General features: G+C 61.1%; 24 protein-coding genes and 1 pseudogene. 19 read left to right on the forward strand and 6 right to left on the reverse strand.

Annotation, left to right across the window (positions count from 1 at the left end; genetic code table 11):
• Window positions 1-22 precede the first annotated feature (22 nt).
• Window positions 23-778 (reverse strand): outer membrane protein assembly factor BamD, encoded by a 756-nt coding sequence (locus NMD14_01175; protein ID XEI33135.1) that lies wholly within the window; start codon window positions 776-778, stop codon window positions 23-25.
• A 117-nt stretch (window positions 779-895) separates the two neighbouring features.
• Between NMD14_01175 and rluD the strand changes: the two genes are divergently transcribed.
• The 3 genes from rluD (at window position 896) to clpB (ending at window position 5,501) form a co-directional block, all read left to right on the forward strand.
• A complete protein-coding gene (gene rluD / locus NMD14_01180) occupies window positions 896-1,876 on the forward strand; it encodes a 23S rRNA pseudouridine(1911/1915/1917) synthase RluD (GenBank protein XEI33136.1) in 981 nt (326 codons plus the stop codon).
• A gap of 113 nt (window positions 1,877-1,989) precedes the next feature.
• Complete coding sequence (gene pgeF, locus NMD14_01185) at window positions 1,990-2,727, forward strand: peptidoglycan editing factor PgeF (GenBank protein ID XEI33137.1); 738 nt, start codon at window positions 1,990-1,992, stop codon at window positions 2,725-2,727.
• A 200-nt stretch (window positions 2,728-2,927) separates the two neighbouring features.
• A complete protein-coding gene (gene clpB / locus NMD14_01190; protein ID XEI33138.1) occupies window positions 2,928-5,501 on the forward strand; it encodes an ATP-dependent chaperone ClpB in 2,574 nt (857 codons plus the stop codon).
• Window positions 5,502-5,894: 393 nt separating this feature from the next.
• On the opposite strand, the gene asnA is transcribed toward clpB, so the two are convergent.
• The gene (gene asnA, locus NMD14_01195; GenBank protein ID XEI33139.1) at window positions 5,895-6,887 is read right to left on the reverse strand and encodes an aspartate--ammonia ligase; all 993 of its coding nucleotides are present in this window, start codon (window positions 6,885-6,887) and stop codon (window positions 5,895-5,897) included.
• 154 nt (window positions 6,888-7,041) lie between these two features.
• Between asnA and asnC the strand changes: the two genes are divergently transcribed.
• Window positions 7,042-7,503, forward strand: coding sequence for a transcriptional regulator AsnC (asnC, locus tag NMD14_01200; protein XEI33140.1), 462 nt, complete (start codon window positions 7,042-7,044; stop codon window positions 7,501-7,503).
• Window positions 7,504-7,690: 187 nt separating this feature from the next.
• Window positions 7,691-8,395, forward strand: a complete 705-nt coding sequence (locus NMD14_01205; protein ID XEI33141.1) for an SDR family oxidoreductase — start codon at window positions 7,691-7,693, stop codon at window positions 8,393-8,395.
• Here the strand turns inward: NMD14_01205 and NMD14_01210 are convergent.
• The gene (locus NMD14_01210) at window positions 8,321-8,896 is read right to left on the reverse strand and encodes a 2-amino-4-hydroxy-6-hydroxymethyldihydropteridine diphosphokinase (GenBank protein ID XEI33142.1); all 576 of its coding nucleotides are present in this window, start codon (window positions 8,894-8,896) and stop codon (window positions 8,321-8,323) included. The genes NMD14_01205 and NMD14_01210 overlap by 75 nt on opposite strands.
• Before the next feature lie 124 nt (window positions 8,897-9,020).
• On the opposite strand from NMD14_01210, the gene NMD14_01215 reads away from it, so the two are divergent.
• From NMD14_01215 to NMD14_01230, 4 genes are all read left to right on the forward strand, one after another.
• Window positions 9,021-9,113 (forward strand): YnhF family membrane protein, encoded by a 93-nt coding sequence (locus NMD14_01215; GenBank protein XEI33143.1) that lies wholly within the window; start codon window positions 9,021-9,023, stop codon window positions 9,111-9,113.
• A 103-nt stretch (window positions 9,114-9,216) separates the two neighbouring features.
• Window positions 9,217-10,617 carry a HAMP domain-containing histidine kinase gene (locus tag NMD14_01220; GenBank protein XEI34689.1) on the forward strand — a complete coding sequence of 467 codons (1,401 nt, stop codon included), beginning with the start codon at window positions 9,217-9,219 and terminating at the stop codon, window positions 10,615-10,617.
• A 5-nt stretch (window positions 10,618-10,622) separates the two neighbouring features.
• Window positions 10,623-11,147 carry a hypothetical protein gene (locus tag NMD14_01225; GenBank protein XEI33144.1) on the forward strand — a complete coding sequence of 175 codons (525 nt, stop codon included), beginning with the start codon at window positions 10,623-10,625 and terminating at the stop codon, window positions 11,145-11,147.
• Complete coding sequence (locus tag NMD14_01230) at window positions 11,144-12,424, forward strand: sigma 54-interacting transcriptional regulator (GenBank protein ID XEI33145.1); 1,281 nt, start codon at window positions 11,144-11,146, stop codon at window positions 12,422-12,424. The genes NMD14_01225 and NMD14_01230 overlap by 4 nt, the downstream gene beginning before the upstream one ends.
• A gap of 128 nt (window positions 12,425-12,552) precedes the next feature.
• On the opposite strand, the gene NMD14_01235 is transcribed toward NMD14_01230, so the two are convergent.
• Window positions 12,553-13,035 carry a DUF1097 domain-containing protein gene (locus NMD14_01235; GenBank protein XEI33146.1) on the reverse strand — a complete coding sequence of 161 codons (483 nt, stop codon included), beginning with the start codon at window positions 13,033-13,035 and terminating at the stop codon, window positions 12,553-12,555.
• A 368-nt stretch (window positions 13,036-13,403) separates the two neighbouring features.
• On the opposite strand from NMD14_01235, the gene msrP reads away from it, so the two are divergent.
• Together msrP and msrQ are read left to right on the forward strand one after the other, a co-directional pair.
• Window positions 13,404-14,405: a protein-methionine-sulfoxide reductase catalytic subunit MsrP gene (gene msrP, locus NMD14_01240; protein ID XEI33147.1), complete on the forward strand. Its 1,002-nt coding sequence runs from the start codon at window positions 13,404-13,406 to the stop codon at window positions 14,403-14,405.
• On the forward strand, window positions 14,396-15,022 hold the full coding sequence (gene msrQ, locus NMD14_01245; protein XEI33148.1) for a protein-methionine-sulfoxide reductase heme-binding subunit MsrQ: 627 nt from the start codon (window positions 14,396-14,398) through the stop codon (window positions 15,020-15,022). The genes msrP and msrQ overlap by 10 nt, the downstream gene beginning before the upstream one ends.
• Here the strand turns inward: msrQ and NMD14_01250 are convergent.
• Window positions 15,019-15,267: a PepSY domain-containing protein gene (locus NMD14_01250; protein XEI33149.1), complete on the reverse strand. Its 249-nt coding sequence runs from the start codon at window positions 15,265-15,267 to the stop codon at window positions 15,019-15,021. The genes msrQ and NMD14_01250 overlap by 4 nt on opposite strands.
• A gap of 63 nt (window positions 15,268-15,330) precedes the next feature.
• On the opposite strand from NMD14_01250, the gene NMD14_01255 reads away from it, so the two are divergent.
• The 5 genes from NMD14_01255 (at window position 15,331) to NMD14_01275 (ending at window position 19,545) form a co-directional block, all read left to right on the forward strand.
• Window positions 15,331-15,669 (forward strand): hypothetical protein, encoded by a 339-nt coding sequence (locus tag NMD14_01255; protein XEI33150.1) that lies wholly within the window; start codon window positions 15,331-15,333, stop codon window positions 15,667-15,669.
• Between the two features lie 21 nt (window positions 15,670-15,690).
• On the forward strand, window positions 15,691-16,347 hold the full coding sequence (locus NMD14_01260) for a response regulator transcription factor (protein ID XEI33151.1): 657 nt from the start codon (window positions 15,691-15,693) through the stop codon (window positions 16,345-16,347).
• Window positions 16,344-17,693, forward strand: a complete 1,350-nt coding sequence (locus NMD14_01265) for a sensor histidine kinase (protein ID XEI33152.1) — start codon at window positions 16,344-16,346, stop codon at window positions 17,691-17,693. The genes NMD14_01260 and NMD14_01265 overlap by 4 nt, the downstream gene beginning before the upstream one ends.
• A gap of 41 nt (window positions 17,694-17,734) precedes the next feature.
• The gene (locus NMD14_01270; GenBank protein XEI33153.1) at window positions 17,735-18,196 is read left to right on the forward strand and encodes a hypothetical protein; all 462 of its coding nucleotides are present in this window, start codon (window positions 17,735-17,737) and stop codon (window positions 18,194-18,196) included.
• A 182-nt stretch (window positions 18,197-18,378) separates the two neighbouring features.
• Window positions 18,379-19,545 (forward strand): transposase, encoded by a 1,167-nt coding sequence (locus NMD14_01275; protein ID XEI33154.1) that lies wholly within the window; start codon window positions 18,379-18,381, stop codon window positions 19,543-19,545.
• Between the two features lie 106 nt (window positions 19,546-19,651).
• Here NMD14_01275 and NMD14_01280 read toward each other — a convergent pair.
• Window positions 19,652-19,762 (reverse strand): annotated as a pseudogene (locus NMD14_01280) (NapC/NirT family cytochrome c).
• A gap of 232 nt (window positions 19,763-19,994) precedes the next feature.
• Here NMD14_01280 and NMD14_01285 point away from each other — a divergent pair.
• The 3 genes from NMD14_01285 to NMD14_01295 all read left to right on the forward strand — a co-directional run bounded on the left by NMD14_01285 (window position 19,995) and on the right by NMD14_01295 (window position 24,559).
• Window positions 19,995-21,962, forward strand: coding sequence for an ATP-binding protein (locus NMD14_01285; protein ID XEI33155.1), 1,968 nt, complete (start codon window positions 19,995-19,997; stop codon window positions 21,960-21,962).
• Window positions 21,963-22,017: 55 nt separating this feature from the next.
• On the forward strand, window positions 22,018-22,515 hold the full coding sequence (locus NMD14_01290) for a response regulator (protein ID XEI33156.1): 498 nt from the start codon (window positions 22,018-22,020) through the stop codon (window positions 22,513-22,515).
• Between the two features lie 67 nt (window positions 22,516-22,582).
• A complete protein-coding gene (locus NMD14_01295; GenBank protein ID XEI33157.1) occupies window positions 22,583-24,559 on the forward strand; it encodes a DNA topoisomerase III in 1,977 nt (658 codons plus the stop codon).
• The last annotated feature ends 25 nt before the right edge of the window (window positions 24,560-24,584 follow it).

Consider the following 24,584-nt stretch of genomic DNA (forward strand, 5'->3'; position numbering starts at 1 on the left):
GTTACCGGTTTATCCGTATCACTCAGCCACGGCCGAGGCGGTTCTCCGGGTAGTTTTTGGCCAGCACTTCGCGGGCATGCTTGGCCAGTTGCGGCATCTTCAGGGCGTCGTAAGACTCGACCATGATTTCCAGCGCTTTCTCGGTTTCGGCTGTGTCGGGGTAGGTTTCGACAATCAGCTTGGCCCGGTTGGCGGCAGCGACCAGTGCATCACGCTTCACGTAATACTCGGCAACGCTCAGGTCATATCTGGCCAGACGATTCTTCAGGCCAATCATGCGGGCACGGGCATCGGCGGCATAGACACTGTTGGGGTAGTTCTGCAGCAGGGTCTTGAAGTCCTGGAATGCCTGACGGGCATATGCCGGGTCTTTGTCGTCCCGATCGATACCGAACAGGCTCTGGAAGAAGTTGTAATCCGCCGCCATGTTGGTCAGGCCGCGCATATAGAAGACGTAATCGATATTTTTATGCGCCGGATTGAGGCGGATAAAACGGTCGATATTGGCGATCGCCTGAGCGGTATCATCCTGCTTGTAGTAGGCATAGATGAGGTCAAGCTGCACCTGGTTAGAGTAGGCGCCGAACGGGTAGCGAGAGTCCAAAGCCTCCAGCAATTCAGTGGCTTGCACGTAATTGCCAACGTCCAGTTTGAGGCGTGCTTTCTGGTACAGGGTCTCCGGCGGTTCGTCGGGTACCTTGGGTTTGGTGCTGGAACAGCCTGTGATCAAGGTAGCGACCAAGGCGAGCGACATCAGCAGGTGAGACTTCTTTCCCATCAACAACATCCGGTCCATTTCCACGAAATTGGCAAAGTATCCGTTATGCTTGGCTAAAAGAAAAGCTAGAATACCCGGATTATTTCGAATTGATACCCCCCGCTCAAGAGACCATACATGAGCCAGCATATTGAACTGACAGGCGAATTCCAGGATCACCAATTCGGGCAGCGACTCGACCAGGCCCTTGCCGAATTGTTTCCAGACTACTCCCGCACCCGCATCAAGGAGTGGATTTTACAGGACAGAGTGACCCTGGACGGTCAGGTTGCCAACACCCCGCGCGAGAAAATTCTGGCCGGGCAACAGGTGCATGTGAATGTCGAGCTGGAAGCCGATACCCGCTGGGATGCCCAGGAGATCGAGCTCAACATCGTTTATGAAGATGAACACATTCTGGTGATCGACAAACCGGCCGGACTGGTGGTTCACCCTGGCGCAGGCACGCCCGATGGCACCATCCTCAACGCCCTGCTGCATCGCTATCCCGGCATTGCCGAGGTGCCCCGCGCCGGTATCGTGCACCGTCTGGATAAAGACACCACTGGTCTGATGGTGGTTGCCAAGACCGTACCTGCCCAGACCCACTTGGTGGAAGCGCTGCAGGCGCGCCAGATCACCCGTGAGTACGAAGCGATCGCCATCGGTCACATGACCGCAGGTGGCACTGTTGATGCGCCCATCGGCCGTCACCCGACCCAGCGTACCCATATGGCCGTGGTGCCCAATGGTCGTCCTTCCGTGACCCACTACCGGGTGCACGAGAAGTTCCGTGGCCACACCCGTCTGCGTCTGCGTCTGGAGACCGGTCGTACCCACCAGATCCGTGTCCATATGGCGCACATCAAGCACCCGCTGGTGGGCGATCCCGCCTATGGTGGTCGTCTGCGCCTGCTGCGCAATGCGACGCCGGAGCTGACCCAGATGCTGCGCAGCTTCAACCGTCAGGCACTGCATGCCACCATGCTGCAACTGGCGCACCCCATCACGGGTGAAGTGATGCAGTGGCACTCCGAGACGCCACAGGACATGGTGGATCTGATGGAAGTGCTGCGCGCTGACACCCTGGCCAATCCGGACGATCTGGTCTGGAACTGATGTGATAGGGCCTGCTGCGTCGGTTTCTGGCGTCATCCGGCCCGAACAGATGCCAAACGGGGTTCCCTTGCAGGAGCCCCGTTTTTTATAGCGGTGAATTGAAGGAGTCACAGATGAAATGGATCGAACCCGATTGGCCAGCCCCGGCGTGTGTCAGGGCGTTGTCGACCACCCGGGATGGCGGCGTCAGTGAAGGGGTCTTTGCCGGTCTCAATCTGGGCGCCCACGTGGGTGACGAACCGGCGCGAGTCGAGGCCAACCGGACCCGGCTGCAGCAGGTGGCCGCTATCCCGGGGCCCCTCAACTGGCTCAATCAGGTGCACGGCACCGTGGTTCATCCGGTCAACAGCCATTATCAGCAGGTGCCGGATGCTGATGCCGCCTGCGCCCATGAGGCGGATCAGGCCTGCATCGTGATGACTGCTGACTGTCTGCCGGTGCTGTTCTGCGATCGGGCCGGCACAGTGGTCGCCGCCGCCCACGCTGGCTGGCGTGGACTGAAAGAGGGCGTGCTGGAGGCGAGTATCGCGGCCATGGGCTGTGAGCCGGGCGAGATCCTGGCCTGGCTTGGCCCGGCCATCGGCCCCACAGCGTTTGAAGTGGGTGGCGAGGTGCGCGAAGCCTTTATGGCGGATCAGGCTGAAGCGGTCGCGGCTTTCGTGCCTTCCGCCAACGACGGCAAATGGCTGGCGGATATCTACCAACTGGCTAGGCTGCGCCTCGCCCGCGCGGGCGTTACCGCCGTCTATGGCGGCGAATACTGCACCTTCAGCGATAGCGAGCAGTTCTACTCCTATCGTCGCGACGGTCAGACCGGCCGGATGGCCTCCCTTATCTGGTTGGCCCGCTAAGCAATCACCCACCAAGTAATACCCCGTCTCTCTCAAGAGCAAATCCGTATGAGAGAGGCGGGGCTCCTGCCTTTCCCCCGCTTTGCAGAAAAAATAACCAGTCATTGCCCTTGAAATAGCCCGCACGGGCCTCATCTTTCATCTCAGAAAGTTATGTTGTTTGCCGCGCAAGCGGCGTCCGTCTTGAAAGGGGGAGTGCAATGCGCCTCGATCGCCTGACCAGCAAATTCCAGATTGCTATTTCCGATGCCCAGTCTCTTGCGCTGGGTCGTGACCACCAATTTATCGAACCCGTTCATCTGATGACCGCGCTGGTCAATCAGGATGGCGGCTCCATCCGTCCGCTGCTCACCCTGACCGGGCTGGATATCAATGCTCTGCGCTCCCGCCTCGGCGAGGAGCTGGATCGCCTGCCGCGCGTGAGCGGCGTGGAAGGGGACGTGCAGCTCTCCAACGGCCTCGGCCGCCTGCTCAACGTCTGCGACAAACTGGCCCAGCAGCGCAAGGATCAGTTCATCTCCTCCGAACTGTTCGTGCTGGCTGCCCTCGACGACAAGGGAACGCTGGGTGAGCTGCTGCGCGCCCAGGGGCTGACCAAAGAGAAACTCGAAGCGGCCATCGACAAGGTGCGTGGCGGCAAGAAGGTGGAGGATGCCAACGCCGAGGAGAACCGTCAGGCGCTGGAGAAGTACACCATCGATCTGACCGAGCGGGCCGAAATCGGCAAGCTCGACCCGGTGATCGGCCGTGATGACGAGATCCGCCGTACCATTCAGGTGCTGCAACGCCGCACCAAGAACAACCCGGTGCTGATCGGTGCCCCCGGTGTTGGTAAAACCGCCATCGTCGAGGGGCTGGCCCAGCGCATCATCAACGGTGAAGTGCCGGAAGGGCTGAAGAACAAGCGGGTGCTGTCGCTGGACATGGGGGCGCTGGTAGCCGGTGCCAAGTATCGCGGCGAGTTTGAAGAGCGGCTGAAAGCCGTACTGAACGATCTCGCCAAGGAGGAGGGCAACGTCATCCTCTTTATCGACGAGCTGCATACCATGGTCGGCGCCGGCAAGGGCGAAGGGGCGATGGATGCGGGCAACATGCTGAAACCGGCATTGGCCCGTGGTGACCTGCATTGCGTCGGCGCCACCACGCTGGATGAGTACCGTCAGTACATCGAGAAGGATGCGGCCCTTGAGCGCCGTTTCCAGAAGGTGCTGGTGGAAGAGCCGAGCGTGGAGGACACCATCGCCATCCTGCGCGGCCTGAAAGAGCGTTACGAGCTGCACCACCATGTGCAGATCACCGACCCCGCCATCGTGGCGGCGGCCCAGCTGTCGCACCGCTATATCGCGGATCGCCAGCTGCCGGACAAGGCCATCGACCTCATTGACGAGGCGGCAGCCAGCATCCGGCTGCAGATCGACTCCAAGCCGGAGGCGCTCGATCGTCTCGAGCGGCGCATCATCCAGCTCAAGCTGGAGCAGCAGGCGCTGATGAAGGAGGACGATGACGCCAGCCGCAAGCGTCTCGAGCTGATCAATCAGGAGATTGGCGAAAAAGATCGGGAATACAACGAGCTGGACGAAGTGTGGAAGGCCGAGAAAGCCGCCCTCGCCGGCACCCAGCATATCAAGGCGGCCCTGGAGCAGGCCCGTCAGGATCTCGATGTGGCACGCCGCGCAGGCGATCTGGGGCGGATGTCCGAGCTGCAATATGGCCGCATTCCGGAGCTGGAGAAACAGCTGGATCTCGCCACTCAGGCCGAGATGCAGGAGACCAGTCTGCTGCGCAACCGCGTCACCGATGTGGAGATCGCAGACGTCCTGGCCCGCTGGACCGGTATTCCGGTCGCCCGCATGCTGGAAGGGGAGCGCGACAAGCTGCTGCGGATGGAAGATCAGTTGCACAGCCGGGTGATTGGTCAGGAGGAGGCGGTCGATGCGGTCTCCAACGCCATTCGTCGCTCCCGTGCCGGTCTCTCCGACCCGAATCGCCCCATCGGCTCCTTCCTGTTCCTGGGGCCCACCGGGGTGGGCAAGACCGAGCTGTGCAAGGCGCTGGCGGAGTTCCTGTTCGATACCCAGGATGCCATGGTGCGGATCGACATGTCGGAGTTCATGGAGAAACACAGCGTGGCCCGTCTGGTGGGGGCGCCTCCCGGATACGTGGGTTATGAAGAGGGTGGTTATCTGACCGAGGCGGTGCGCCGTCGTCCCTACTCGGTGATCCTGCTGGACGAGGTGGAGAAGGCACATCCGGATGTGTTCAACATCCTGTTGCAGGTGCTTGATGATGGCCGCCTGACCGATGGTCAGGGTCGCACCGTCGATTTCCGCAACTCGGTGGTGATCATGACCTCCAACCTCGGGTCGGATCTGATTCAGGAGCACCACTCCGAGAAGGATTACGACGAGATGAAGGCCATGCTGATGGAGGTGCTGACCCGCAGCTTCCGGCCGGAGTTTATCAACCGGATCGACGAGACAGTGGTGTTCCATCCCCTCGGCGAGGAGCACATCAAGTCCATCGCCCGCATCCAGCTCAAGAGCCTGATGGGCCGTCTCGAGGCTCAGGGTTACGAGGTGGAGGTGAGCGAAGCGCTGCTCGAGAAGCTGGTGCATGCCGGGTTCGACCCCGTCTACGGGGCGCGGCCTCTCAAACGGGCGATCCAGCAGAAGGTGGAGAACCCGCTGGCGCAGGCCCTGCTCTCCGGCCGCATCGTGCCGGGCAAAAAACTGGTGCTGGGGGCCGACAGCAATGGCCTTACCATGACCCAGTAACCGATCTCGTGTCGATGTTTGCAACGCCAGCCCTCGGGCTGGCGTTGTCATATCTGGCCGCGGGGATTTGGAAGCAAAAAAAACGGCAATCCGAAGATTGCCGGGAGGAATGTAGTGATGCGACCTGGCGTGGGTTGAGCGGGTCGCAGGGGCAAGCCCCGGTTTCGCCGTGGGCCATCAGGGATGACCACGCGGCTTACAGCATGTCCGGACTGCGCTCGTTCAGTCCGCACCGCCACATACCTTCAGGGCTGACCCGCGTGCCACAGCTTGCGGGCCAGACCGATGAAATCAACTCGTTTACAGCATGCCTTGCACGGCGGCCTTCATTTCAGAGGGCCAGACGCCGACCTGTGCCTGTTTGTCGATATGCTCCTTTACGAGAAAACCGGCTTACAACATGCCCGGGATGGCGGCCTTCATTTCAGAGGGCCAGACACCAACCTGCACCTGACCGATGTGCTCCTTTTGCAGCAGCAGCATGGCCAGACGGGATTGACCGATGCCGCCGCCGATGGTTTGCGGCATCCGTGTGGCCAGCAGATCCTGATGCCAGTCGTACTGCAGGCGATCCTCGTCGCCGGTGATGGCGAGCTGGCGGCGCAGCGCCTCGGCGTCGACCCGGATCCCCATGGAGGAGATCTCGAAGCTGTCCTGCAGTACCGGGTTCCACACCAGGATGTCGCCGTTCAGCCCTGCCAGACCCAGCTCGCTGTGGCTGCTCCAGTCGTCGTAGTCCGGGGCACGCACGTCGTGGCGCTCGCCGTGGGAGAGGGCACCGCCGATGCCGATCAGGAACACGGCACCCAGCTCCTTGGCGATGGCTCGCTCGCGCCCCTTGGCATCGAGGTCCGGATAGCGGGTCAGCAGCTCTTCGCTGTGCAGGAACTGGATCTCGGCTGGCAGGAAGGGGGTCAGCTCATGCTCGGCACAGACCGCCCGCTCGGTGGCCTTGATGGCGGCCCAGATACCGCGCACGGTCTCCTGCAGATAGGCCAGATCCCGGCGCTCGCTCGGCATCACCTTCTCCCAGTCCCACTGATCCACGTAGACCGAGTGGATGGGGGTGAGCTTGTCTTCATCCGGACGCAGCGCCTTCATGTGGGTGTAGATCCCTTCACCTGGACCGAAGCCGAAGCGGCCCAGAGTCTGGCGCTTCCATTTGGCCAGTGAATGGACCACTTCGTAGCTGTGCTCCGGCAGGGTTTTTACTTTGACCTGCACTGCATTCTCGTGGCCAGAGAGGTTGTCCTGAGTGCCATCACCGACCCGGCTCAGAATGGGGGCTTGCACCTCCATCAGACCCAGTTGCTGGGCGAGTTGGTGGGAGAACATCTCTTTGACGAAGCTGATCTGCTGTTGGCTGCGAATGTAGTGCTGTTTCATGCTGAATTCCTGTTTCAAACCCCGTTGGATGTGGTGATTCTTCAACGGATTGCCAACTAAATTCAATATTCGATAATAGAAATAGGCTTTGTGTGTTTTTTTCTTCAAAATAAGCCGTTATTTAATGAGATATCGCCAACGGGAGTGCAAAAAAATGCCGGAAAATTACCGGATCGATAATCTCGATCAGGCCATCCTCACCGCCTTGATGGAGAATGCGCGGATCCCTTACGCCGAACTGGCGAAACAACTGGCGGTCAGCCCGGGCACCATTCATGTGCGGGTGGAGAAGATGAAGCAGGCAGGGATCATCGAGGGGACGCGGGTACAGGTGAATGCGAAGAAGCTGGGCTATGACGTCTGCTGCTTTATCGGGATCAATCTGAAGAGTGCCAAGGATTACCCCTCGGCGCTGGCCAAGCTGCAGGCGCTGGACGAGGTGGTGGAGGCCTACTACACCACGGGTCACTACAGCATCTTCATGAAGGTGATGACCCGCTCCATCGATGAGCTGCAGATTGTGCTGATCAACAAGATCCAGACCATCGACGAGATCCAGTCCACTGAGACCCTGATCTCGTTGCAGAATCCGATCCTGCGGGATGTGAAACCTTGAGTCGGGTTGCCGGAGTGGCGATAGCGCCATCTCCCGAGAGAAAATCGATCAGCCGTATCTGCGGGTTCAGCTCTGGCAAACGGCCAATGGCTGGTGCCGCAGAGATTGAGAGGCGGCGGCCATCGGCGGTGATCCGCTGGCAGGCGGGCTTCGTTGATGCAAGACCATGACAGGGAAAGGAGATCGTATGCGTGCATTGGTAACGGGCTGCGGCCGTCGACTCGGATTTTATCTCTGTGAACAGCTGGCGGCGGCGGGTTGGCAGGTGACGGGCTGCTATCGCAGCGAGCGGCCGGAATTGGCCAAGCTGGCGGCACTGGGGGTCGAGCTGGTGCAGGCGGATTTTGGCCGGGAAGAGGACGTTGGCAAGCTGATCGATGTGCTGGCTGCCCATCAGGATCTGGCGCTGGTGATCCACAACGCGTCGGCCTTCGAGCCGCAGGCGACCGATCCGGCGGCGCAGTTGGCTCAGTTCGAGCAGTTTTACCGAGTGCACATGGCGGCCCCCTTCCAGCTCAACCGGGCGCTGGCACCCAGGCTGGCAAGCAACCCCAACGCCAGCATCATTCACATCACCGATATCTATATTCACGCCCCGTCCCCCCGTTTTGCCAGCTATGTGGCGACCAAGGCGGGAGCCCATTCGCTGGCCATGAGCTTTGCCCGCGAGTTGGCGCCCACAGTGCGGGTCAACACCATAGAGCCGGGCCCGATCCTGTTTCTCGACGAGCATGACGAGGTGTGGCGCCAGCAGGTGTTGGCGAAAACACCGCTGGCGCGGGAGGGGGGGCTTGAGCCCATTTGGCAGGCGGTGCAGCTACTGATGGCGAACAGCTATATGACCGGGGCCAGCATCAAGGTGGATGGCGGGCGCGCGCTGGCCACTCTTTGAGGAGGGACCGAGCACCAGCGGTCCCAGCCCGACCAGCCGGGTCAGCAAGCCCTTGCCAGGTTTGAGCTTGCCCGACGGACCGAGGAGCGTCACCTGCAGCGCCACCTTGGGGTCATGCACCTCGCCATGGCCGTACAGCTCGGCTAGCAGCTCCGTCAGATAGGAATCGACCGCTGCCGTGGCAAAGTCACCGCTCAGGTTGCTGGCCAGGATATCGATGTCGAGCGGTCGGTCGTGCACCTTGCAGAGCGGATCGCTGCGATCCCGGCCGTGAGCCACCTCGAGGGCGACAAAGTGCTGCTTGAGGCGGGCGGCATCGAGCGGACTTTCCAAGACCAGCAGGCAGTTGAGAAAGTCGTGGCTGGAGTGCATCCCCACCGGTTTGGTGCGGATCACCGAACTCAGCTGCAAGGGGCCGATGTGGGCAAGCAGCTCGGCCAGTGCGCGGCTGACATGGATGTGTGGGTCAAGATTGGAACCAATGCTACACAGATAGAACATGCTCACCTTCCCGGGGTTGGGCTCATCTGAAATGTATACGCAGCTCACGGTTATCGGATTAACTATGGCTTAACATTGTCTTATCTATTGTGATCCGGCACTGATTGGCAGAAAGGAGGTTTGCATGAGTGTGGAGCTGAAATGGGCGCTGTTGACCGCCTCGGGAGCGTTGGCGATGATCCTGACCATCTGTCTGGCCTCTGTCGCCTTGGCGTGACTCACCACAATCCAGATAATCCAAACCGGCCCGTTGGCCGGTTTTGTTTTTTGGGTCGGTGCGGCTATGCTGGCGCACCGGTGAGAATGCAAGAGAAGAGATGATGACCAAGGTTCGCCCACGCTCCCTGCTGCAGGTGGTATTGATGGGATTCGTGCTGGTATTGATGCCGCTGGGCGGCATGATCTGGCACAACAGCACTGCCTTGGCCCACCTTGGCCAGCTCACCAGCAAGGAGATGGCGCGCGCGGTCAAGGATACTCGCCGCGCGACCCTGCTGACGACGCAAGCCATCGACATCGAACGCACCTTGCGCCGCTTTGCGGTGCTGGGGGATCGCCGCAGTCTAACCAGTTACCAGCAACAACTCGATGGCTATCGGGTGCTGTTGGCGGAACATCGCAACACCATCTCCGACGGTCAGCTCTACCGCAGTCTGGATCAGGGGCTGGTCTGGCTCGACAGCCTGCAGGAGGTCGCGTTGGCCCGGGTTGCGGTAGCGGGCGACAAACTCGAGCAGTTCGACGAAAGCAACAAGCAACTGGAAGTGATCACCCGCAAACGGGTTGACGAACACATGGATCGAGTTCAGTTGACCATTGCCGGACTGATTCGGGAACTCTGGTGGGTGAGCGGTTTCGTGGTGGCGCTGAGCCTGCTGATGGTCTTTATCTTCACCTACCTCATCATCCACCCGGTACGACAGATTGAGTCGCGCATTTTGAGCTTGGGGGCCGGGGTTGAGCCCGATCATCAGCCGGTCGATGGCCCGGCGGAACTGGTGCTACTGGGGGAACGGATCGTCTGGCTGCACGACAAGCTGAAGGAGCTGGAGCTGCAGAAATACCAGTTCTTGCGCCATGTTTCCCACGAGCTCAAGACCCCGCTGGCGGTACTGCGGGAGGGGTCGGATCTGCTCTGCGAGCAGTTGGTCGGGCCTTTGACGGCGGATCAGCTGGAGATCTGCCAGATGCTCGATGAGAGCAGTCGCCGTCTGCAGACGCTGATCGAGCGGCTGCTCGACTTCAACCGGCTCAGCCAGCAGGAGGCGTTCGCGCGGGAGCCGGTAGCGCTCACCCCCATGCTCATCGAGTTAGTCACCGAGTACCGGCTGGCATTGGAGTCCAAGCAGATCCGTGTACACTTGCCGACCGAGTCGGTCACCCTGTGGGCGGAGCCCTACCGGCTGCGACTGATCCTAGACAACCTCTTCTCCAACGCGGTCAGCTACGGCGCCTGCGGGGGCAATATCTGGATCAGGGCAGGGCAGGACGAACAGGTAAGTTGGTTGGACGTGGCCAACGAGGGACCCAAGATCCCCGCGGCCGATCAGCAACGCATTTTTGAACCCTTCGAGCAGGGCAGTACAGTGCGGCAAGGTCTGTTGAAAGGCTCAGGCATAGGTCTTTCCATCGCTCGCGAGTCGGCCTGCAGTCTGGGAGGGGAACTGGTTCTGGTAGAGGATGAACAGGCGGATGTCTGCTTCAGGTTGACGTTGAAATGAGGACGATGAAGATACAAGGCGTATTTCCAGCTCTGATTGCAGGGCTGCTCGCGGGTTGCACCCTGCTGCCGCAACAGCCACAGCGGGACTCCGCCGATATCGCTTTTGCCAAGCGAATGGCGTTTGCCAACAAGGAGATGCAGGTTCGTCTGCAATACTCCGACTGGCTGCTGGCCAGTCACCCCCAGCAACGGGTGCAGGAGCGTCAGCGTCTGAAAGGGGCCGACGATCTCGAGAGCCGGGTCAGTCTGGCGATGGTGGATTCCCACCCCGCCGAAGCGGTGGCCAATCGCACCGCCGGCCTGGCGCGCTTGAAGCAGATGCTGCCCGAACTGGGTCTCGATACGCAGGCCTTTTTGCGCAGTTGGATCGCTCTCGGCGAGCAACTGCTGGTTCGCGACAGCCGTCGCGAGGACCAGAGTCAGAGTCAGGAGATCCAGCGGCTGCGCCGCCAGATCAAGCAGCTGACCGCTATCGATGACCAGCTCAACCAGCGCAAGCTGAACGAGCATCGTGAGGTAACACCATGAGCCGGATCCTGTTAGTGGATGACGATGTCAGCCTGCTCAAACTGATGAGTATGCGGCTGCGCAGTCAGGGTTATGAAGTGGATACCGCCGACAGTGCGGAAGGAGCCCTCTACCGGTTGCGTCAGCAGCGGGCCGATCTGGTGCTGAGCGATCTGCGGATGGCCGGTATGGACGGTCTGGCGCTGTTCGAGCGGATCCAGGCTCAGTGGCTGGGTTTGCCGGTGATCATCATGACCGCCCACGGCACCATCCCGGACGCCATTCAGGCGACCCGCTCCGGGGTCTTCAGCTTTCTGACCAAACCCATCAACAAGGATGAGCTGTTCGCCACCATCGAACATGCGCTGAGCCTGACGCGGCCGAAGCGGCAGCAGGAGTGGCAGTCGCTGATCCTGACGCGCAACCCCCAACTGGAACAGCTGCTTATTCAGGCCCACAGCATCGCCACCATGGAGGTGCCGGTGCTGATAATGGGGCCGTCAGGTTCCGGCAAGGGGGCGATGGCGCAGGCGTTGCATCAGGCCAGCCAGCGCCGCGACAAGCCGCTCCACACTATCAACTGCGCCGCCATTTCCTGGGCTCAACTCGATTTACAGCTGTTTGGGGAAGATGGCCAATCCGGGCTGTTCGAGTATGCCAAGGGGGCGACCCTGTTTCTCGACGAGATTGGCAGCCTCTCCGAATCCTTGCAGGCCAAGCTGCTGCAGGTGATGGAGGAGTATGGTCAGGGCACCCCGGAGGTGCGGGTGCTCAGCTCCAGCCATCAGGATCTGGTCAAGGCGATGGAGGAGGGGCGCTTTCGGGAAGATCTCTTCTACCGTCTCAACGTCGCCAACATCACCTTGCCATCGCTCAGTGCCCGCAGCGAGGATATCCCCCTGCTGGCTCGTCAGACGCTCGATGACTACCGCAGCCGCCACGGCGACTGCGCCGCCATGGGCTTTTCGCCCGAGGCGCTGGCGATGCTGGCGGCGGCGGCCTGGCCCGGCAACGTGCGCCAGCTCTGCAACCTGGTGGAGCAGCTCGCCAGTCTCTGTTGCAGCGCGGTGATCGGCGTCTCTATGGTGGAGTCCGCCCTGAGCGGCGGTGGCGGCGGCATCCCCTCGTTCAACGAGGCGCGGGCCGAATTCGAGAAGGAGTATCTGATCCGTTTGCTGCGCACCACCGAGGGCAACGTGACCCTGGCGGCCAACATGGCGGGCAGAAACCGTACCGATTTTTACAAACTATTGAATCGGCACGGTATCGAAGCGTCAAACTTCAAATCGAAGGGATAAATCAGGCGGGATCAACGACCGCCGGAGCGGCATCGGCTTGTTGGGTTTTATGGGAGAGCCAGAGGCCGCTCGCCTTCATCGGGTAGCTGAACTCAAGAGTGCGCCGATGATCTGGCGAATGAGTGACATCAGGTGGGATCAACGACCGCCGGAGTGACATCGGCTTGTTGGGTTTTATGGGAGAGCCAGAGGCCGCTCGCCTTCATCAGGTAGCCGAACAAGGCGCCAATGATGAGGGAGGGCAGGATCAGCCGCCACTCGCCAGCCGCCCCGAAGGTGGCACAGCAACCGGCAAAGGTGCCGGGAATGTAGCCGAGCCACTGCTGCTTGGCCTGCACGCACATCAAGGTTGCGACCACCCCGGTCATCACGTAACCCGCCACGCCTGCCCCCCACAGACTGTCGCCATGGATCAGCAACAGCGCCCACAGCATGCCGCTGGTGTTGCAGAAGAGGGTCTGCAGCAGCGCCTTGTAGCCACCGCTTGACGCGAAATAGCTGGTGCAGCCGAGAAAGCCGACCCAGGAGATAAGGCCGAACGCGACGGCAATCCAGCCCCAGACGGCGGAGAGAATTCCAGTGGTGATGGCGATGGCGATCAATGGGCTCATGGGGCGTCTCTTCAGTTGGCTTCGCAAAATGGGCAGCCTACCCCCGGCAATCGGGGCGGCAAGCGGGGGCCGAATTGTGTGTGATCTTCATCACCCTTTTCAACTCAGGAATACGCTTGCGCTCGCGAAAAAAATTAATTGGTGACCGGCCTGACAGTCGGCCATAGTTAGAGGGACTGTCCTGCTCATGGAGAGAGTCTGATGGCGCCCAATGTGATCGTTCCCCTGCTGGTGTTCGTAGTCCTGTTTCTGGTCGGCACCATGGCCAAGGCACTGCCCCTGCACCACATGATGTAAATTTGTGTGAAATAAAAATCTGCCGGGGCGGGTCTTATCCATAGTGCCTCACTCAGCCCCGGGAGTTTTTCATGTTGATCAAGCATCGTACCGCTCACCCCCTCACCGAACAGGATGTCACCCCGGAAGCCGTCTATCAGGACCGCCGCCTTATTCTCAAGGGGCTGGGTCTGGGCGCCGCCACCCTGGCGTTTCCCACTCAGGCCGGCGTACTCGATCTGCTGCGCGGTAAAGAGGACGCTCCCCAATTAGCCACCAAGCCGCTCAACAGCAAGCCTGCGGAGCGCCTGGCCAATCTGGTGCTGACACCGGAAGAGAAGGCCACCAGTTACAACAACTTCTATGAGCTGGGCACCGACAAGTCCGACCCGGCTCGCAACGGCCATTACCTCAAGCCCGAACCCTGGACCCTCAAGGTGGAGGGGGAGGTGGCCAAGCCCTTTACCCTCGATGTGTGGGATCTCATCAACAAGAGCGAGCTGGAGGAGCGGATCTACCGGCTGCGCTGCGTTGAAGCCTGGTCCATGGTACTGCCCTGGAACGGCATCTCGCTGGCAGAGATCATCCGCCGTGCCGAGCCCACCAGTCGCGCCAAATTTGTCGCCTTCGAGACCCTGTTTGATCCGAAACAGCTGCCGGGGCAGGCCTCCAGTCTGGGGGGCGGCATCGACTATCCCTACGTGGAGGGGCTGCGTATCGACGAGGCGATGCACCCTCTTTCTTTCCTGGCGATGGGGCTCTATGGCAAGACCCTGCCCGCCCAGAATGGTGCGCCGATCCGGCTGGTGGTGCCGTGGAAGTACGGCTTCAAGAGCATCAAGAGCATCGTCTCGATCCGGCTGGTGGAGGAGATGCCGCCGACCACCTGGAACCTGTTGGCGCCCAACGAATATGGCTTCTACGCCAACGTCAACCCGCAGGTGGATCACCCGCGCTGGAGTCAGGCCAGCGAGCGCTTTATCGGCGAGGGCGGAGTGTTTGGCGCCAAGCGTCAGCCGACCCTGATGTTCAACGGCTATGGTGACGAAGTCGCCTCGCTCTATCAGGGGATGGATCTGCGCCAATGGTACTGAGATTGAAACCGGCCCATATCAGCGGCTTGCGGGCGTTGGTGCATCTGGGCTCCTTCGGCTTTCTGCTCTGGTTGGGGTTTGCCATTCCGGCAGGTTTGCTGGGGGGCGATCCGGTGCCCGAGCTTATCCACTACCTCGGCAAGGGAGCGCTCAATCTGCTGCTGCTCACCCTGCTGGTGTCGCCGCTGGCCAAGCGCTGGCGGCAGGGGCCGCTCATCAAGCTGCGCCGCCCCCTCGGGCTCTGGTGCTTTGCCTGGGCGTTGCTCCACTTCATGGCGTGGCTGGGGCTGGATCTGCAGTTTGACTGGGGGCTGATAAGCGGCGAGCTGGTCAAGCGCAGCTACATAGTTGTGGGGATGGTGGCCCTGCTGCTGCTGGCCGCCCTCAGCATCACCTCGCTGCCCGCCTTGCAGCGCAGAATGGGTGCAGCATGGCAGAAGCTGCACAACTGGGTCTATGCCATCGCCCTACTGGTGCCAGTGCACTACTGGTGGTCGCTCAAGAGCGGTTGGGGGGAGCCCCTTATCTACCTGCTGCTGGCCTGCGCCCTGCTCTGGCCGAGACGGGATAAGCTGCTGCGCCCCATGCGGGGACGCTGGAATGCAAAAGAGGCCTAATCGGCCTCTTGTTGTTTGATCTCGCCGGTGTAGGCATCGACGATGAGATGCACCTTCTGATCTTGGCGATTGAGGGTTTTGACCTCGAATTTGTCCCCTTCCAGCTCCACTTCCCGAATGTCGTGATACCCTTGCGCCAGCAAGAGTTTGACCAGCCCGGCCATGTCGAGACGGCTCTGGACCGCCCAGCTTGTGGCACTCAACAGGCAAAGGATCAGCAGGACACTGCGCGGGATCATATTCATTCCGGATTCATGGCTGGCAGACTATAAACGCCATTATGTTAGGTTTTTGGAGATGAATCATCCATGAATAGAGCGCTCCCTCTGCTCGGGTTATTGCTGCCGGTGCTGGCACAGGCGGTCACGCCTGATGAAGCCCAGTTGCAGCAAGCTGTTCATGAGGGCCGGGTTCGGCCCTTCCATGAAATGATGGAGGTGGCGGCCAGATTGCCGGTGCGGGTGTTGCGGGTGGATCTGGGGGAAGAGGATGGTATCTGGCTCTATGAACTGCGCGTCATCGATCGGGAGAACAGCGTCATCAAGGTGGCCTATCGGGCCGACAACCTTGAGCTGGTGTGGGCCAAGGGCCACCATCTGGAGCGGCTGTTCGAACCGCCCAAGCCCCTGGTCGAGGATGATGAATAACCCCTGTGTGGAAGCCTGTTCATGCGAATTCTGATTGTTGAAGACGAAAAAATCCTGGCCGGCCAGTTGGCCGAACAGCTGCGCCTCTCCGGCTTTGTCACCGATCTCTGCCACGATGGCAACGAGGCCGGTTTTCTCGGTGAGACCGAACCCTATGACGCCATCATTCTCGACCTCGGCCTGCCGGGGCGCGATGGCCTGAGCGTGCTGAAAGAGTGGCGCAGCAAGGGAATCGATACCCCTGTGCTGGTATTGACCGCCCGTGGTCAGCTGCACGAGAAGATCGAGGGGCTCAACGCCGGTGCCGATGACTATCTCACCAAGCCGTTCCAGGTGGCCGAGCTGGTGGCGCGGGTCCATGCGCTGGTGCGCCGGGCGGCGGGCAACGCCAGCTCCATTCTGGAGATTGGCGGGGTGCGGCTCGACATGGCGGCGTCGCAGGTATGGTACGAAGGGACCCCCATCAAGCTGACGGCCCACGAGTTCCGGGTGCTGGGTTACCTGATGCAGCATCGGGGCAAGGTGGTGTCGCGCAGCGAGCTGATCGACCACATCTATGCTCAGGATTTTGACCGTGACTCCAACACCGTGGAGGTATTCATCGGCCGGATCCGCAAGAAAACCAACCCCGATCTGATTGAGACAGTGCGCGGCCTCGGGTACCGGATCAACGAATGAGGCTGGTCAGAACCCTACGGGGGCGACTGGTCGCCATCGCGCTGGTGTGGTGCGGGCTGTTCCTGTTCGCCACCGGCTTCAGCCTGCAGACCATGATGCGCCACTATTGGCAGGAGGCGGAGGCTGACGGCCTGCGCCTGCAGCTCTATGATCTACTCTCCCGGCTGGAGGTGGCCAAAACCGGCCTGCCGGTGGTCACCGGCTCCCTCTCCGATCCCCGCTTCAATCAACCCTACTCCGGCTATTACTGGCAGCTGGAGCTGGGCCACGATGTGGTGGGGCGCTCCCGCTCCCTGTGGGATACCAACCTGAAGAGCGACGGCCTCAAGTCGGCGTTTGGCGATCCCGACCTCTTCGTCGGCAAGGGGCCCAACAAGGAGCCGCTGCTGATCATGACCCGCACCGTGCTGCTGCCCGGTTCCGATCGGGTGTTTACCCTGGTGATGGCCAAGGACAGCAGCGCCCTGACCCAAACCCTCAACAAGACCCGCATCAGCCTGTTCCTCGGCCTCGGCTTTGCCGCCGCCGGTCTGGTACTCGGCTTCATGTTCCAGATTGTCTACGGCTTGCGGCCGCTACACCTGCTGCGCCGTGAACTGGGGCGGGTTCATGAGGGTCATCAGGAGGGGTTCCGGCTGCGCTATCCGCTGGAGATCCAGCCGCTGGTGGAGGATATCAACCGACTGTTGCACCACTACGGCGAGCTGCTGCAGCGGGCGCGATCTCACACCGGCAATCTGGCCCACGCCCTCAAGACGCCGCTCAGCATCATGCGCAATCAGGTGGCCCAGTTGCCACCGGAGGATCAGGCCGCCATCGGCGAGCAGCTCGACCAGATCCAGCGCCATATCGACTACCACCTCGGCAAGGCGCGGGTGACCGGCGCCGCCAAGATCCTCGGGGTCTCGACCCCGGTACGGGCGCGGGTGGAGTACATCTGCCGTGCCTTCTCCCGCCTCTATCCGGGCAAGACGGTGGATCTGCAGGTGCCCGCCAATCTGGCGGTCGGGGTAGAAGAGCAGGACTTCGACGAGATGGTGGGCAACCTGCTGGAGAACGCCTTCAAATGGTCTGCCAGCGAGCTGCGTATCTCCAGCGCCGAGCTGGGGGGCTGGATCACCCTGCGTATCGAGGATGACGGCCCCGGCATGAGCGAGGATCAGATCGCCAAGGCGGTGCTGCGCGGGGTGCGGCTCGACGAGAAGGTGCCGGGCTCGGGCCTGGGCCTCAACATCGTCTCCGATCTGGCGGAAGCCTATCGGGGCAGTTTCATCATGGGCCGCGCCGAACTGGGCGGTCTGGCCGCCTCCCTCTCGTTGCCCAAGGTGGCAAGAGTCGAGAGCTAGGCATAACATATGGCATTTGTTTTAGCCTGAGGAAGAGAACCATGACCGACGATCCGTGGGCACTGTGTCACCTTGACGATTCGTTTGATGCCTCTGTGCTGGGGGTCAAGGGCGCCCAGATCCAGTGGTTTGAAGACAGGGATGGCCTGATCGCGTTCCTTCTGGAAGATTTTGTCGACCTGCTGGCCGATGTTGGCGAGCTGGACGAGGAGCAGACCGAACAGGCGCGCGAGCGCTTCACCCTGCTGGTGGAGCAGAGCTTCGACGATCGCACCCTGATGGATGCCATCAACGATCTCGCCTCCGGCCTGCGTCGCATCGCTTGGTTGGGGCCGCTCTCGGAGCTGGCCGAAATCAGCGACGAGTTTGCCTCCGGCCTGCGCCGCTATTTCTGGAGCCAGTACGACGGGGACGAAGATGACCCGGACGCCTGGGTGCCGGAAGAGCTGTGGCCGCAACTGGTGGAGTGTGCGCAGGAGTATATGGAAGAGGGGGATTTTTAGCAGATGCCCCGTAAACCCTAGCCCAATCGGGCGGGGATATAAGGGGAGCTAATCTGATGCGTTTGCGAGCCCGCCTATGTCTTCAGTGTCTCGATAGTCGCGCCTGCCGCACGTCCGCAGCGGTTGTTGATTTCACTGGCACGCGCTATAACTGTGCTTATATACAGCCTGTGTTTTTAATCATGAAAAGAGCCACAAAAGTACGCATTTACCCCACCGACGAACAAGCGGTATTCCTCAATGCCCAGTTCGGCGCAGTGCGGTTCGCGTACAACAAAGCCCTTCATATTCAGCGGCACATGTTCCAGCGCCACGGGGTTTCACTGAAACCCAAACGCGACTTGAAACCCCTGCTCGCCGTGGCAAAAAAATCGCGCAAATACAGCTGGCTGAAAGAGTACGATTCACAAGCCTTACAGCAGGCGGTGATCAACCTGGACAAGGCATTCGCCAATTTTTTCAACCCCAAGCTCAAGGCCAGGATGCCCACCTTCAAGAGCAAGAGAGGCAGGCAATCGAGCTACCACCCCAATGGCAAAGTGCTGACCGATGCCATCCTGTTACCGAAGATGACGCCCATCCGAGCTGTCATTCACCGAGATATTATCGGCGTGGTCTCCAGTATCACGGTCAGCCGTGGCCCGACAGGGAAATACTATGCCTCCATCCTTTGCGATGATGGCCGTGAGGCTCCCGCCAAGCCCTCCCTCATCACAGAGGTGACAGGCTATGATATGGGGCTGTCCCACTACCTCATTGCGTCGAGTGGCAAAAAGATGGCCAACCCGCGCCATCTTATCAAGGCCAGTCGCAATCTGCGGCGAAAGCAAAAAGCACTGTCTCGCAAGAAAAAAGGCAGTGCCAATCGTAGTAAGGCCAAATTACAGCTGGCCGCCCTGCACGAGCGGGTAGCCAATGCTCGCGCTGATTTTCAGCACAAACTCTCTCGCACGATAGTTGACGATAACCAAGCGATCATCGTGGAGACGCTTAAAACAACCAATATGATGAAAAACCACAAGCTGGCCCGCGCCATTGGCGATGCTGGCTGGCATGGTTTTATCATGAGGCTGGAGTACAAAGCCCAAGCGGCGGGCCGCCACCTAATCAAACTCGATCAGTGGTTTGCCAGCTCTAAACCATGTAGCGAGTGCAGCCACAAGATGCCGGAGATGCCACTTCACCAGCGACAGTGGGTATGTCCAGCGTGTGGGGCAGAGCATGACCGCGACATCAACGCGGCCATAAACATTCGACAGCAAGGAATATTGGAATTAAAAGCGGCGGGGCTCGCCGTTTCTGCCCATGGAGGCCAGCGTAAATCCGTCAATCTGACGGTAGCGGCCTAAGAAGTGGGAAGCCTCGCCGCTTGCGGCGAGGTGCAGTCACGTTCGAGCTATCCAGGGTGCCGATCGCTGTGTGATAGAGATCCTTCACGGCGCGGACTTTGGTTCACAGGTAGGAGGTGGGGTCGCCCGGGATGTGGCAATCGGCACACTCGGTGTGGAGCCCCTTGGTGTTCTGGAAGTGGACGCCGCCCTGATACTCGGCGAGCAGTGTCTGCATGACGTGGCAGGAGACGCAGAATTCCAATAGTAGTCATGACAGGGGTAAGGCGTTGGCCTCTGTCGTGGATTATATTTTTTGCAAACGTTTGTTTTTTTAAAAAATGAATTGATCGAATTATATTCGATCAATCACCGATTAATGCTCTTTCCACGATAGCTGTTAGCCCCCTCGCAAAACCCCACAAGATTCGTTGATATAGTGAACAGTGAGCCACAACGGAGTGTCGCCGATGAGCCCTTTCTCACTACTGTGTGTCGCCGCCAATGTGCAACTGCTGGCCGAATTCGAACAGGAGCTGGCCCCGCTGCTAGGCCATTTTGCGCTGGTGGTGGTGGTCGGGCGGGAGTCGGCGGAGCTGGCCTTGGACGAGCTGGATCGCAAGGGGCAGCCACCCGCCGTGGTGGTGTGTGACAGCGATCTGGGGGACGGGCGAGGGGCCGACTTTCTGATCCGCCTCGGCAGCCGCCATGAGGCGTGCCGCAAGATCCTGCTCGGCAGCCAGCCGGAGATGAAATCGATCATCGAGGCGGTCAACCTCGGTCGTCTCGACTACTACCTGCAGCGCCCCTGGCGCGATGGCAGCCTGCGCTGGGCAGTGATCGAGCAGGCCAGCCACTTTGTGCTGCTTCAGCCCGAGGCTGACCTGCTGAGCTATGCCGCCGTGCTCGATAGTCAGAAGCTGCTGCGGGCCCACGTCGATCGCCAGCTGGCGGCCTATCGGCAGGGTTTTATGGATTACACCCACTGCAGCGATGAAGAGTTGTCGCGGGTGGTGATCGACGGCCTCTACCAGTTTTTCGATGGCAACGACGAGGGGCGGGTCTGCCGCCACTACAGTCCGGGCCATGTGCTGACCCGCGAGGGGGAGCCCAACAGCTTTCTCTGGTTTATCGCCAAGGGGGAGGTGGTGCTGCGCAAGCGGGACGAGCAGGGCATCGATCAGGAGGTGGTGCACTACCGCACCGGCTCGCTGGTGGGGGGCATGTCCTTCGTCACCGGCGAACCCGCCTTTACCACCGGGGTGACCCTGACCGGCGCCGAGGTGATCAAGCTCGACAAGCTGCAATTCTCCCGGGTGATGCAGGCGCGCAGCGAACTGCTCCCCTCCTTTACCAATCTGCTGCTGCGCCACTTCAACCGCCGCCTGCAAAACAGCATCCGAACCGAGATGCGGTTGCAACAGACCCTCAACTCCCTCGATGCCGCCCACGCCCAGCTGGTGGAGAGCGAAAAGATGGCGATGCTGGGTCAGCTGGTGGCCGGTGTCGCCCACGAGCTGAACAACCCGGTGGCGGCCATCATCCGTGGCAGCGAGACCCTGCGGGCCGCCATCCCCGATCTGGTCAATCTCGAACTGCCAGTCCCCATCAAGGGGCTGGGTAATCAGACCCTCTGTCAGGCCCTGACCGCCCAGCCGGTCTCGACCAGCGAGATCCGCGACAAGACCCGGCAGGCGGAGGGGCGCTTTGGCGATCGCCAGCAGGCGCGGCTGGCGGTGCAGATGAATCTAGATGACGAGCTGAACTGGCAGCGCTGGTTTGCCAGCCGCACTGCCGCCGAACGGGAGGCGCTGCTCGCCCGGCTGGAGCTGTTCCAGCAGACCGGCAGCTTCCTGCGCAATATCGAGGTGTGCGCCCGCCGCATCGGCGATCTGGTCAAGAGCCTCAAGCAGTATGCGCGGCAGGATCGGCTCGAACCCTCGCTGGTGGACCTGCACGAGGGGCTGGAAGATACCCTGATGATTTTCGAAAACCGCCTCAAGCATCATGAGCTCTGCAAGGAGTACCAGCCGCTGCCGCTGGTGCGCTGTCACCCCATCGCCCTGCAGCAGGTGTGGACCAACCTGATCGCCAACAGTCTGGATGCCATGAGCGGCCCGGGGCGACTCACCATTCGCACCGGATTGCTGGAGCCCGAGTGGGCCATGGTGGAGATCGAGGACAGCGGTTGTGGCATCGAACCCGAGCTGTGGCAGCGGATCTTCGATCTCAACTTCACCACCAAGCGGGAGGGCCATTTCGGTCTTGGTATCGGTCTGAGCGTCTCGCTGCAGATAGTGCAGCAGCATCATGGCCGGATCGAGGTGGCCTCCGAACCGGGCCGCTACACCCGGATGCGAGTCTGCCTGCCGCTGGATGGCATGGGGCAGGCTGGTTATGGGGGCGAGCCTCACCACAACAAAGAGCATGCGGCCTGAGCCGTCGCCAGTATCAATCGTGCGGCGTGCCAAACCATGTCGCCAGGGAGGAGCAATGAACAAACACTATCTGATCCTGTGTGTGGATGATGAGCGGGAGGTGCTGGATGCGGTGATCCACGATCTCGCCCCGTTTCGTTCCCACTTCGAACTGGAGGCGGCCGAGAGTGTCGATGAGGCGCGCTCGGTGGTAGAGGAGTGGGAGAGCGACGGCAACAAGCTGGCGCTGATCCTCTGTGACCACATCATGCCCGGAACCCTGGGGGTCGATTTTCTGGTGGAGCTGAACCAGCGTGCCACCACCCGCGCCAGCCGCAAATTGCTGTTGACCGGGCAGGCCGGGCTGGAGGCCACCATCGATGCGGTCAATCGCGGCGGGTTGCACTACTACCTTGCCAAACCCTGGCAGTTGGCGACGCTACAAGAGGCGGTTCGCGAACAGCTGACCGACTACCTGCTGGCGGAGGATGGCGAAAATGCCTTCCACTATGCGCCGCTGCTCAATCAGGCGCGGCTGTTTGCCGCCATCCACGATCACCCGTGCGACGAATAGGGGCAGTTGGGCTTTCACCGTGGCAGTTGTATACTGTCTGCATATACAGTATTGCAGGTAGCCACCGATGCGACTCTTTATCGCCGAGAAGCCCACGCTGGGCCGCGCCATTGCCGATGCCCTGCCCAAGCCCCACAAGAAGGGCGACGGTTTTATCGAAACAGCCCAGGGGGATGTGGTCACCTGGTGCATCGGCCATCTGCTGGAGCAGGCCGAGCCCGATGCCTATGACGCCGCCTTCAAGCAGTGGCGGATGGAGCATCTCCCCATCATCCCCGCCCAGTGGCAGCTGGTGGCCAAACCCAAGACCAAAACCCAGCTCACCGTCATCAAGCGGCTGATCAAGCAGGCCGACTGCGTGGTCAACGCCGGTGACCCGGACCGGGAAGGGCAGTTGCTGGTGGATGAGGTGATCGACTTTCTCGGCTACCCGAAGACCAAGCCGGTGCAGCGCTGCCTCATCAGCGATCTCAACCCGCCCGCGGTGCGCCGCGCCCTCGACAAACTGAGGGATAACAAGGAGTTCGTGCCGCTGGCGGTTTCCGCACTGGCCCGCAGTCGGGCCGACTGGCTCTACGGCATCAACATGACCCGCGCCTATACCCTGCTCGGCCGCAAGGCCGGTTGCAGCGAGCTGCTCTCGGTTGGCCGGGTGCAGACCCCGCTGCTGGGGCTGGTGGTGCGGCGGGATCTCGAGATCGAGGCCTTCGTGCCCAAACCCTTCTACGAGGTGCTGGCCCATCTGTTGACCGATAGCAACGAGCGTTTCACCGCCAAGTGGCTGCCATCGGAAGCCTGTCTGCCGTGGCAGGATGAGGAGGGGCGGGTGCTCAACCGGGCGCTGGCCGACAAGGTGGTTAGCCGGATCAACGGCCAGCCCGCTCAGGTCGAATCGGTGGAGGAGCAGGCCCGCAAGCAGGCGGCGCCGCTGCCCTATAACCTCTCCAGCCTGCAGATCGATGCCGCCAAGCGCTTCGGCATGGATGCCAAGCGAGTGCTCGATATCTGCCAGAGCCTCTACGAGCGTCACAAGCTCATCACCTATCCGCGCTCCGACAGCCGTTATCTGCCGACCGACCACTTCAAGCGGGCCGAGCAGGTGCGTGGCGCCATCGCCGCTACTGCGCCCGTGCTGGCCAAGGCGGTTAGCGAGGCGGATGACAAGATCCGCAGCAAAGCGTGGAACGACAGCAAGGTGGATGCCCACCACGCCATCATCCCCACCGAGAAGCAGGGCAACCCCGGTATGCTGGGGGCCGACGAGGCGAAGCTCTATGGCCTGATTGCCCGACAGTATCTGCTGCAGTTCTATCCCCCGTTCGAATACAACGACAGCAAGGTGCTGCTGCGCATCGCCGGTGGCCTGTTTCAGGCCAAGGCGCGGCGAATCCTCAAGGTGGGCTGGAAGGCGCTGCTCGGAGTGGAGGAGGATGACGACGAAGAGAAAGCGGGCACGCTGCCGGCTCTCAAAGAGGGAGAGCAGCTGCTCTGCGAGCGGGGCGAACTGCTGGAGAAGATGACCCAGCCGCCCAAGTCATTTACCGATGCCACCCTGCTGGCCGCCATGACCGGCATCGCCCGCTATGTGCAAGATCCCGATATCCGCAAAACCCTGCGCGATACCGATGGCCTCGGTACCGAAGCGACCCGGGCAGGCATTATCGACCTGCTGTTCAAGCGTCGCTTTCTGGTGCGTCAGGGCAAGAGCATCAAGGCGACCCCGACCGGGCGGGCGTTGGTGCAGGCGCTGCCCGCCACCGCAACCACGCCGGATATGACGGCGCTGTGGGAGCAGAGCCTCGGCCAGATCGCCGAGCGCCACGGCAGCTATCAGCAGTTTATGGGGCCGCTCACCGAGCAGCTTAACGGCCTGATCGAGGGGGCGCGGCAGGACTCCGGCGCCAGCTTCAGCGCCCTGCCCAAGGAGGCACCGGGTGCCAGCAAGCGGCGTTTTAGCAAGCGCAAGAGTCCGTCGGCCAGCAGCGCTGGCGGTGCCCCTCGCAAAAGCACTGGCAAGCGCACAGCCAGAAGCAAGGCGGCCTGACTGTTTGAGGGAAGTTGTTGGCTGA

The sequence above is a fragment of the Aeromonas veronii genome (assembly GCA_041319085.1).
Lineage (GTDB): Bacteria > Pseudomonadota > Gammaproteobacteria > Enterobacterales > Aeromonadaceae > Aeromonas > Aeromonas veronii_F.

What these genes read in the sequence shown, in the direction of transcription:
- pgeF (XEI33137.1), top strand. Translation starts at nt 1,990, where the DNA reads ATGAAATGGATCGAACCCGATTGGCCAGCCCCGGCGTGTGTCAGGGCG.
- NMD14_01175 (XEI33135.1), bottom strand. Translation starts at nt 778, where the DNA reads ATGGGAAAGAAGTCTCACCTGCTGATGTCGCTCGCCTTGGTCGCTACC.
- NMD14_01285 (XEI33155.1), top strand. Translation starts at nt 19,995, where the DNA reads ATGAGCCCTTTCTCACTACTGTGTGTCGCCGCCAATGTGCAACTGCTG.
- NMD14_01230 (XEI33145.1), top strand. Translation starts at nt 11,144, where the DNA reads ATGAGCCGGATCCTGTTAGTGGATGACGATGTCAGCCTGCTCAAACTG.
- clpB (XEI33138.1), top strand. Translation starts at nt 2,928, where the DNA reads ATGCGCCTCGATCGCCTGACCAGCAAATTCCAGATTGCTATTTCCGAT.
- NMD14_01215 (XEI33143.1), top strand. Translation starts at nt 9,021, where the DNA reads ATGAGTGTGGAGCTGAAATGGGCGCTGTTGACCGCCTCGGGAGCGTTG.
- NMD14_01220 (XEI34689.1), top strand. Translation starts at nt 9,217, where the DNA reads ATGACCAAGGTTCGCCCACGCTCCCTGCTGCAGGTGGTATTGATGGGA.
- asnC (XEI33140.1), top strand. Translation starts at nt 7,042, where the DNA reads ATGCCGGAAAATTACCGGATCGATAATCTCGATCAGGCCATCCTCACC.
- NMD14_01235 (XEI33146.1), bottom strand. Translation starts at nt 13,035, where the DNA reads ATGAGCCCATTGATCGCCATCGCCATCACCACTGGAATTCTCTCCGCC.
- NMD14_01265 (XEI33152.1), top strand. Translation starts at nt 16,344, where the DNA reads ATGAGGCTGGTCAGAACCCTACGGGGGCGACTGGTCGCCATCGCGCTG.
- NMD14_01205 (XEI33141.1), top strand. Translation starts at nt 7,691, where the DNA reads ATGCGTGCATTGGTAACGGGCTGCGGCCGTCGACTCGGATTTTATCTC.
- asnA (XEI33139.1), bottom strand. Translation starts at nt 6,887, where the DNA reads ATGAAACAGCACTACATTCGCAGCCAACAGCAGATCAGCTTCGTCAAA.
- NMD14_01255 (XEI33150.1), top strand. Translation starts at nt 15,331, where the DNA reads ATGAATAGAGCGCTCCCTCTGCTCGGGTTATTGCTGCCGGTGCTGGCA.
- NMD14_01210 (XEI33142.1), bottom strand. Translation starts at nt 8,896, where the DNA reads ATGTTCTATCTGTGTAGCATTGGTTCCAATCTTGACCCACACATCCAT.
- NMD14_01225 (XEI33144.1), top strand. Translation starts at nt 10,623, where the DNA reads ATGAAGATACAAGGCGTATTTCCAGCTCTGATTGCAGGGCTGCTCGCG.
- NMD14_01260 (XEI33151.1), top strand. Translation starts at nt 15,691, where the DNA reads ATGCGAATTCTGATTGTTGAAGACGAAAAAATCCTGGCCGGCCAGTTG.
- NMD14_01270 (XEI33153.1), top strand. Translation starts at nt 17,735, where the DNA reads ATGACCGACGATCCGTGGGCACTGTGTCACCTTGACGATTCGTTTGAT.
- NMD14_01290 (XEI33156.1), top strand. Translation starts at nt 22,018, where the DNA reads ATGAACAAACACTATCTGATCCTGTGTGTGGATGATGAGCGGGAGGTG.
- msrP (XEI33147.1), top strand. Translation starts at nt 13,404, where the DNA reads ATGTTGATCAAGCATCGTACCGCTCACCCCCTCACCGAACAGGATGTC.
- msrQ (XEI33148.1), top strand. Translation starts at nt 14,396, where the DNA reads ATGGTACTGAGATTGAAACCGGCCCATATCAGCGGCTTGCGGGCGTTG.
- NMD14_01295 (XEI33157.1), top strand. Translation starts at nt 22,583, where the DNA reads ATGCGACTCTTTATCGCCGAGAAGCCCACGCTGGGCCGCGCCATTGCC.
- NMD14_01250 (XEI33149.1), bottom strand. Translation starts at nt 15,267, where the DNA reads ATGAATATGATCCCGCGCAGTGTCCTGCTGATCCTTTGCCTGTTGAGT.
- NMD14_01275 (XEI33154.1), top strand. Translation starts at nt 18,379, where the DNA reads ATGAAAAGAGCCACAAAAGTACGCATTTACCCCACCGACGAACAAGCG.
- rluD (XEI33136.1), top strand. Translation starts at nt 896, where the DNA reads ATGAGCCAGCATATTGAACTGACAGGCGAATTCCAGGATCACCAATTC.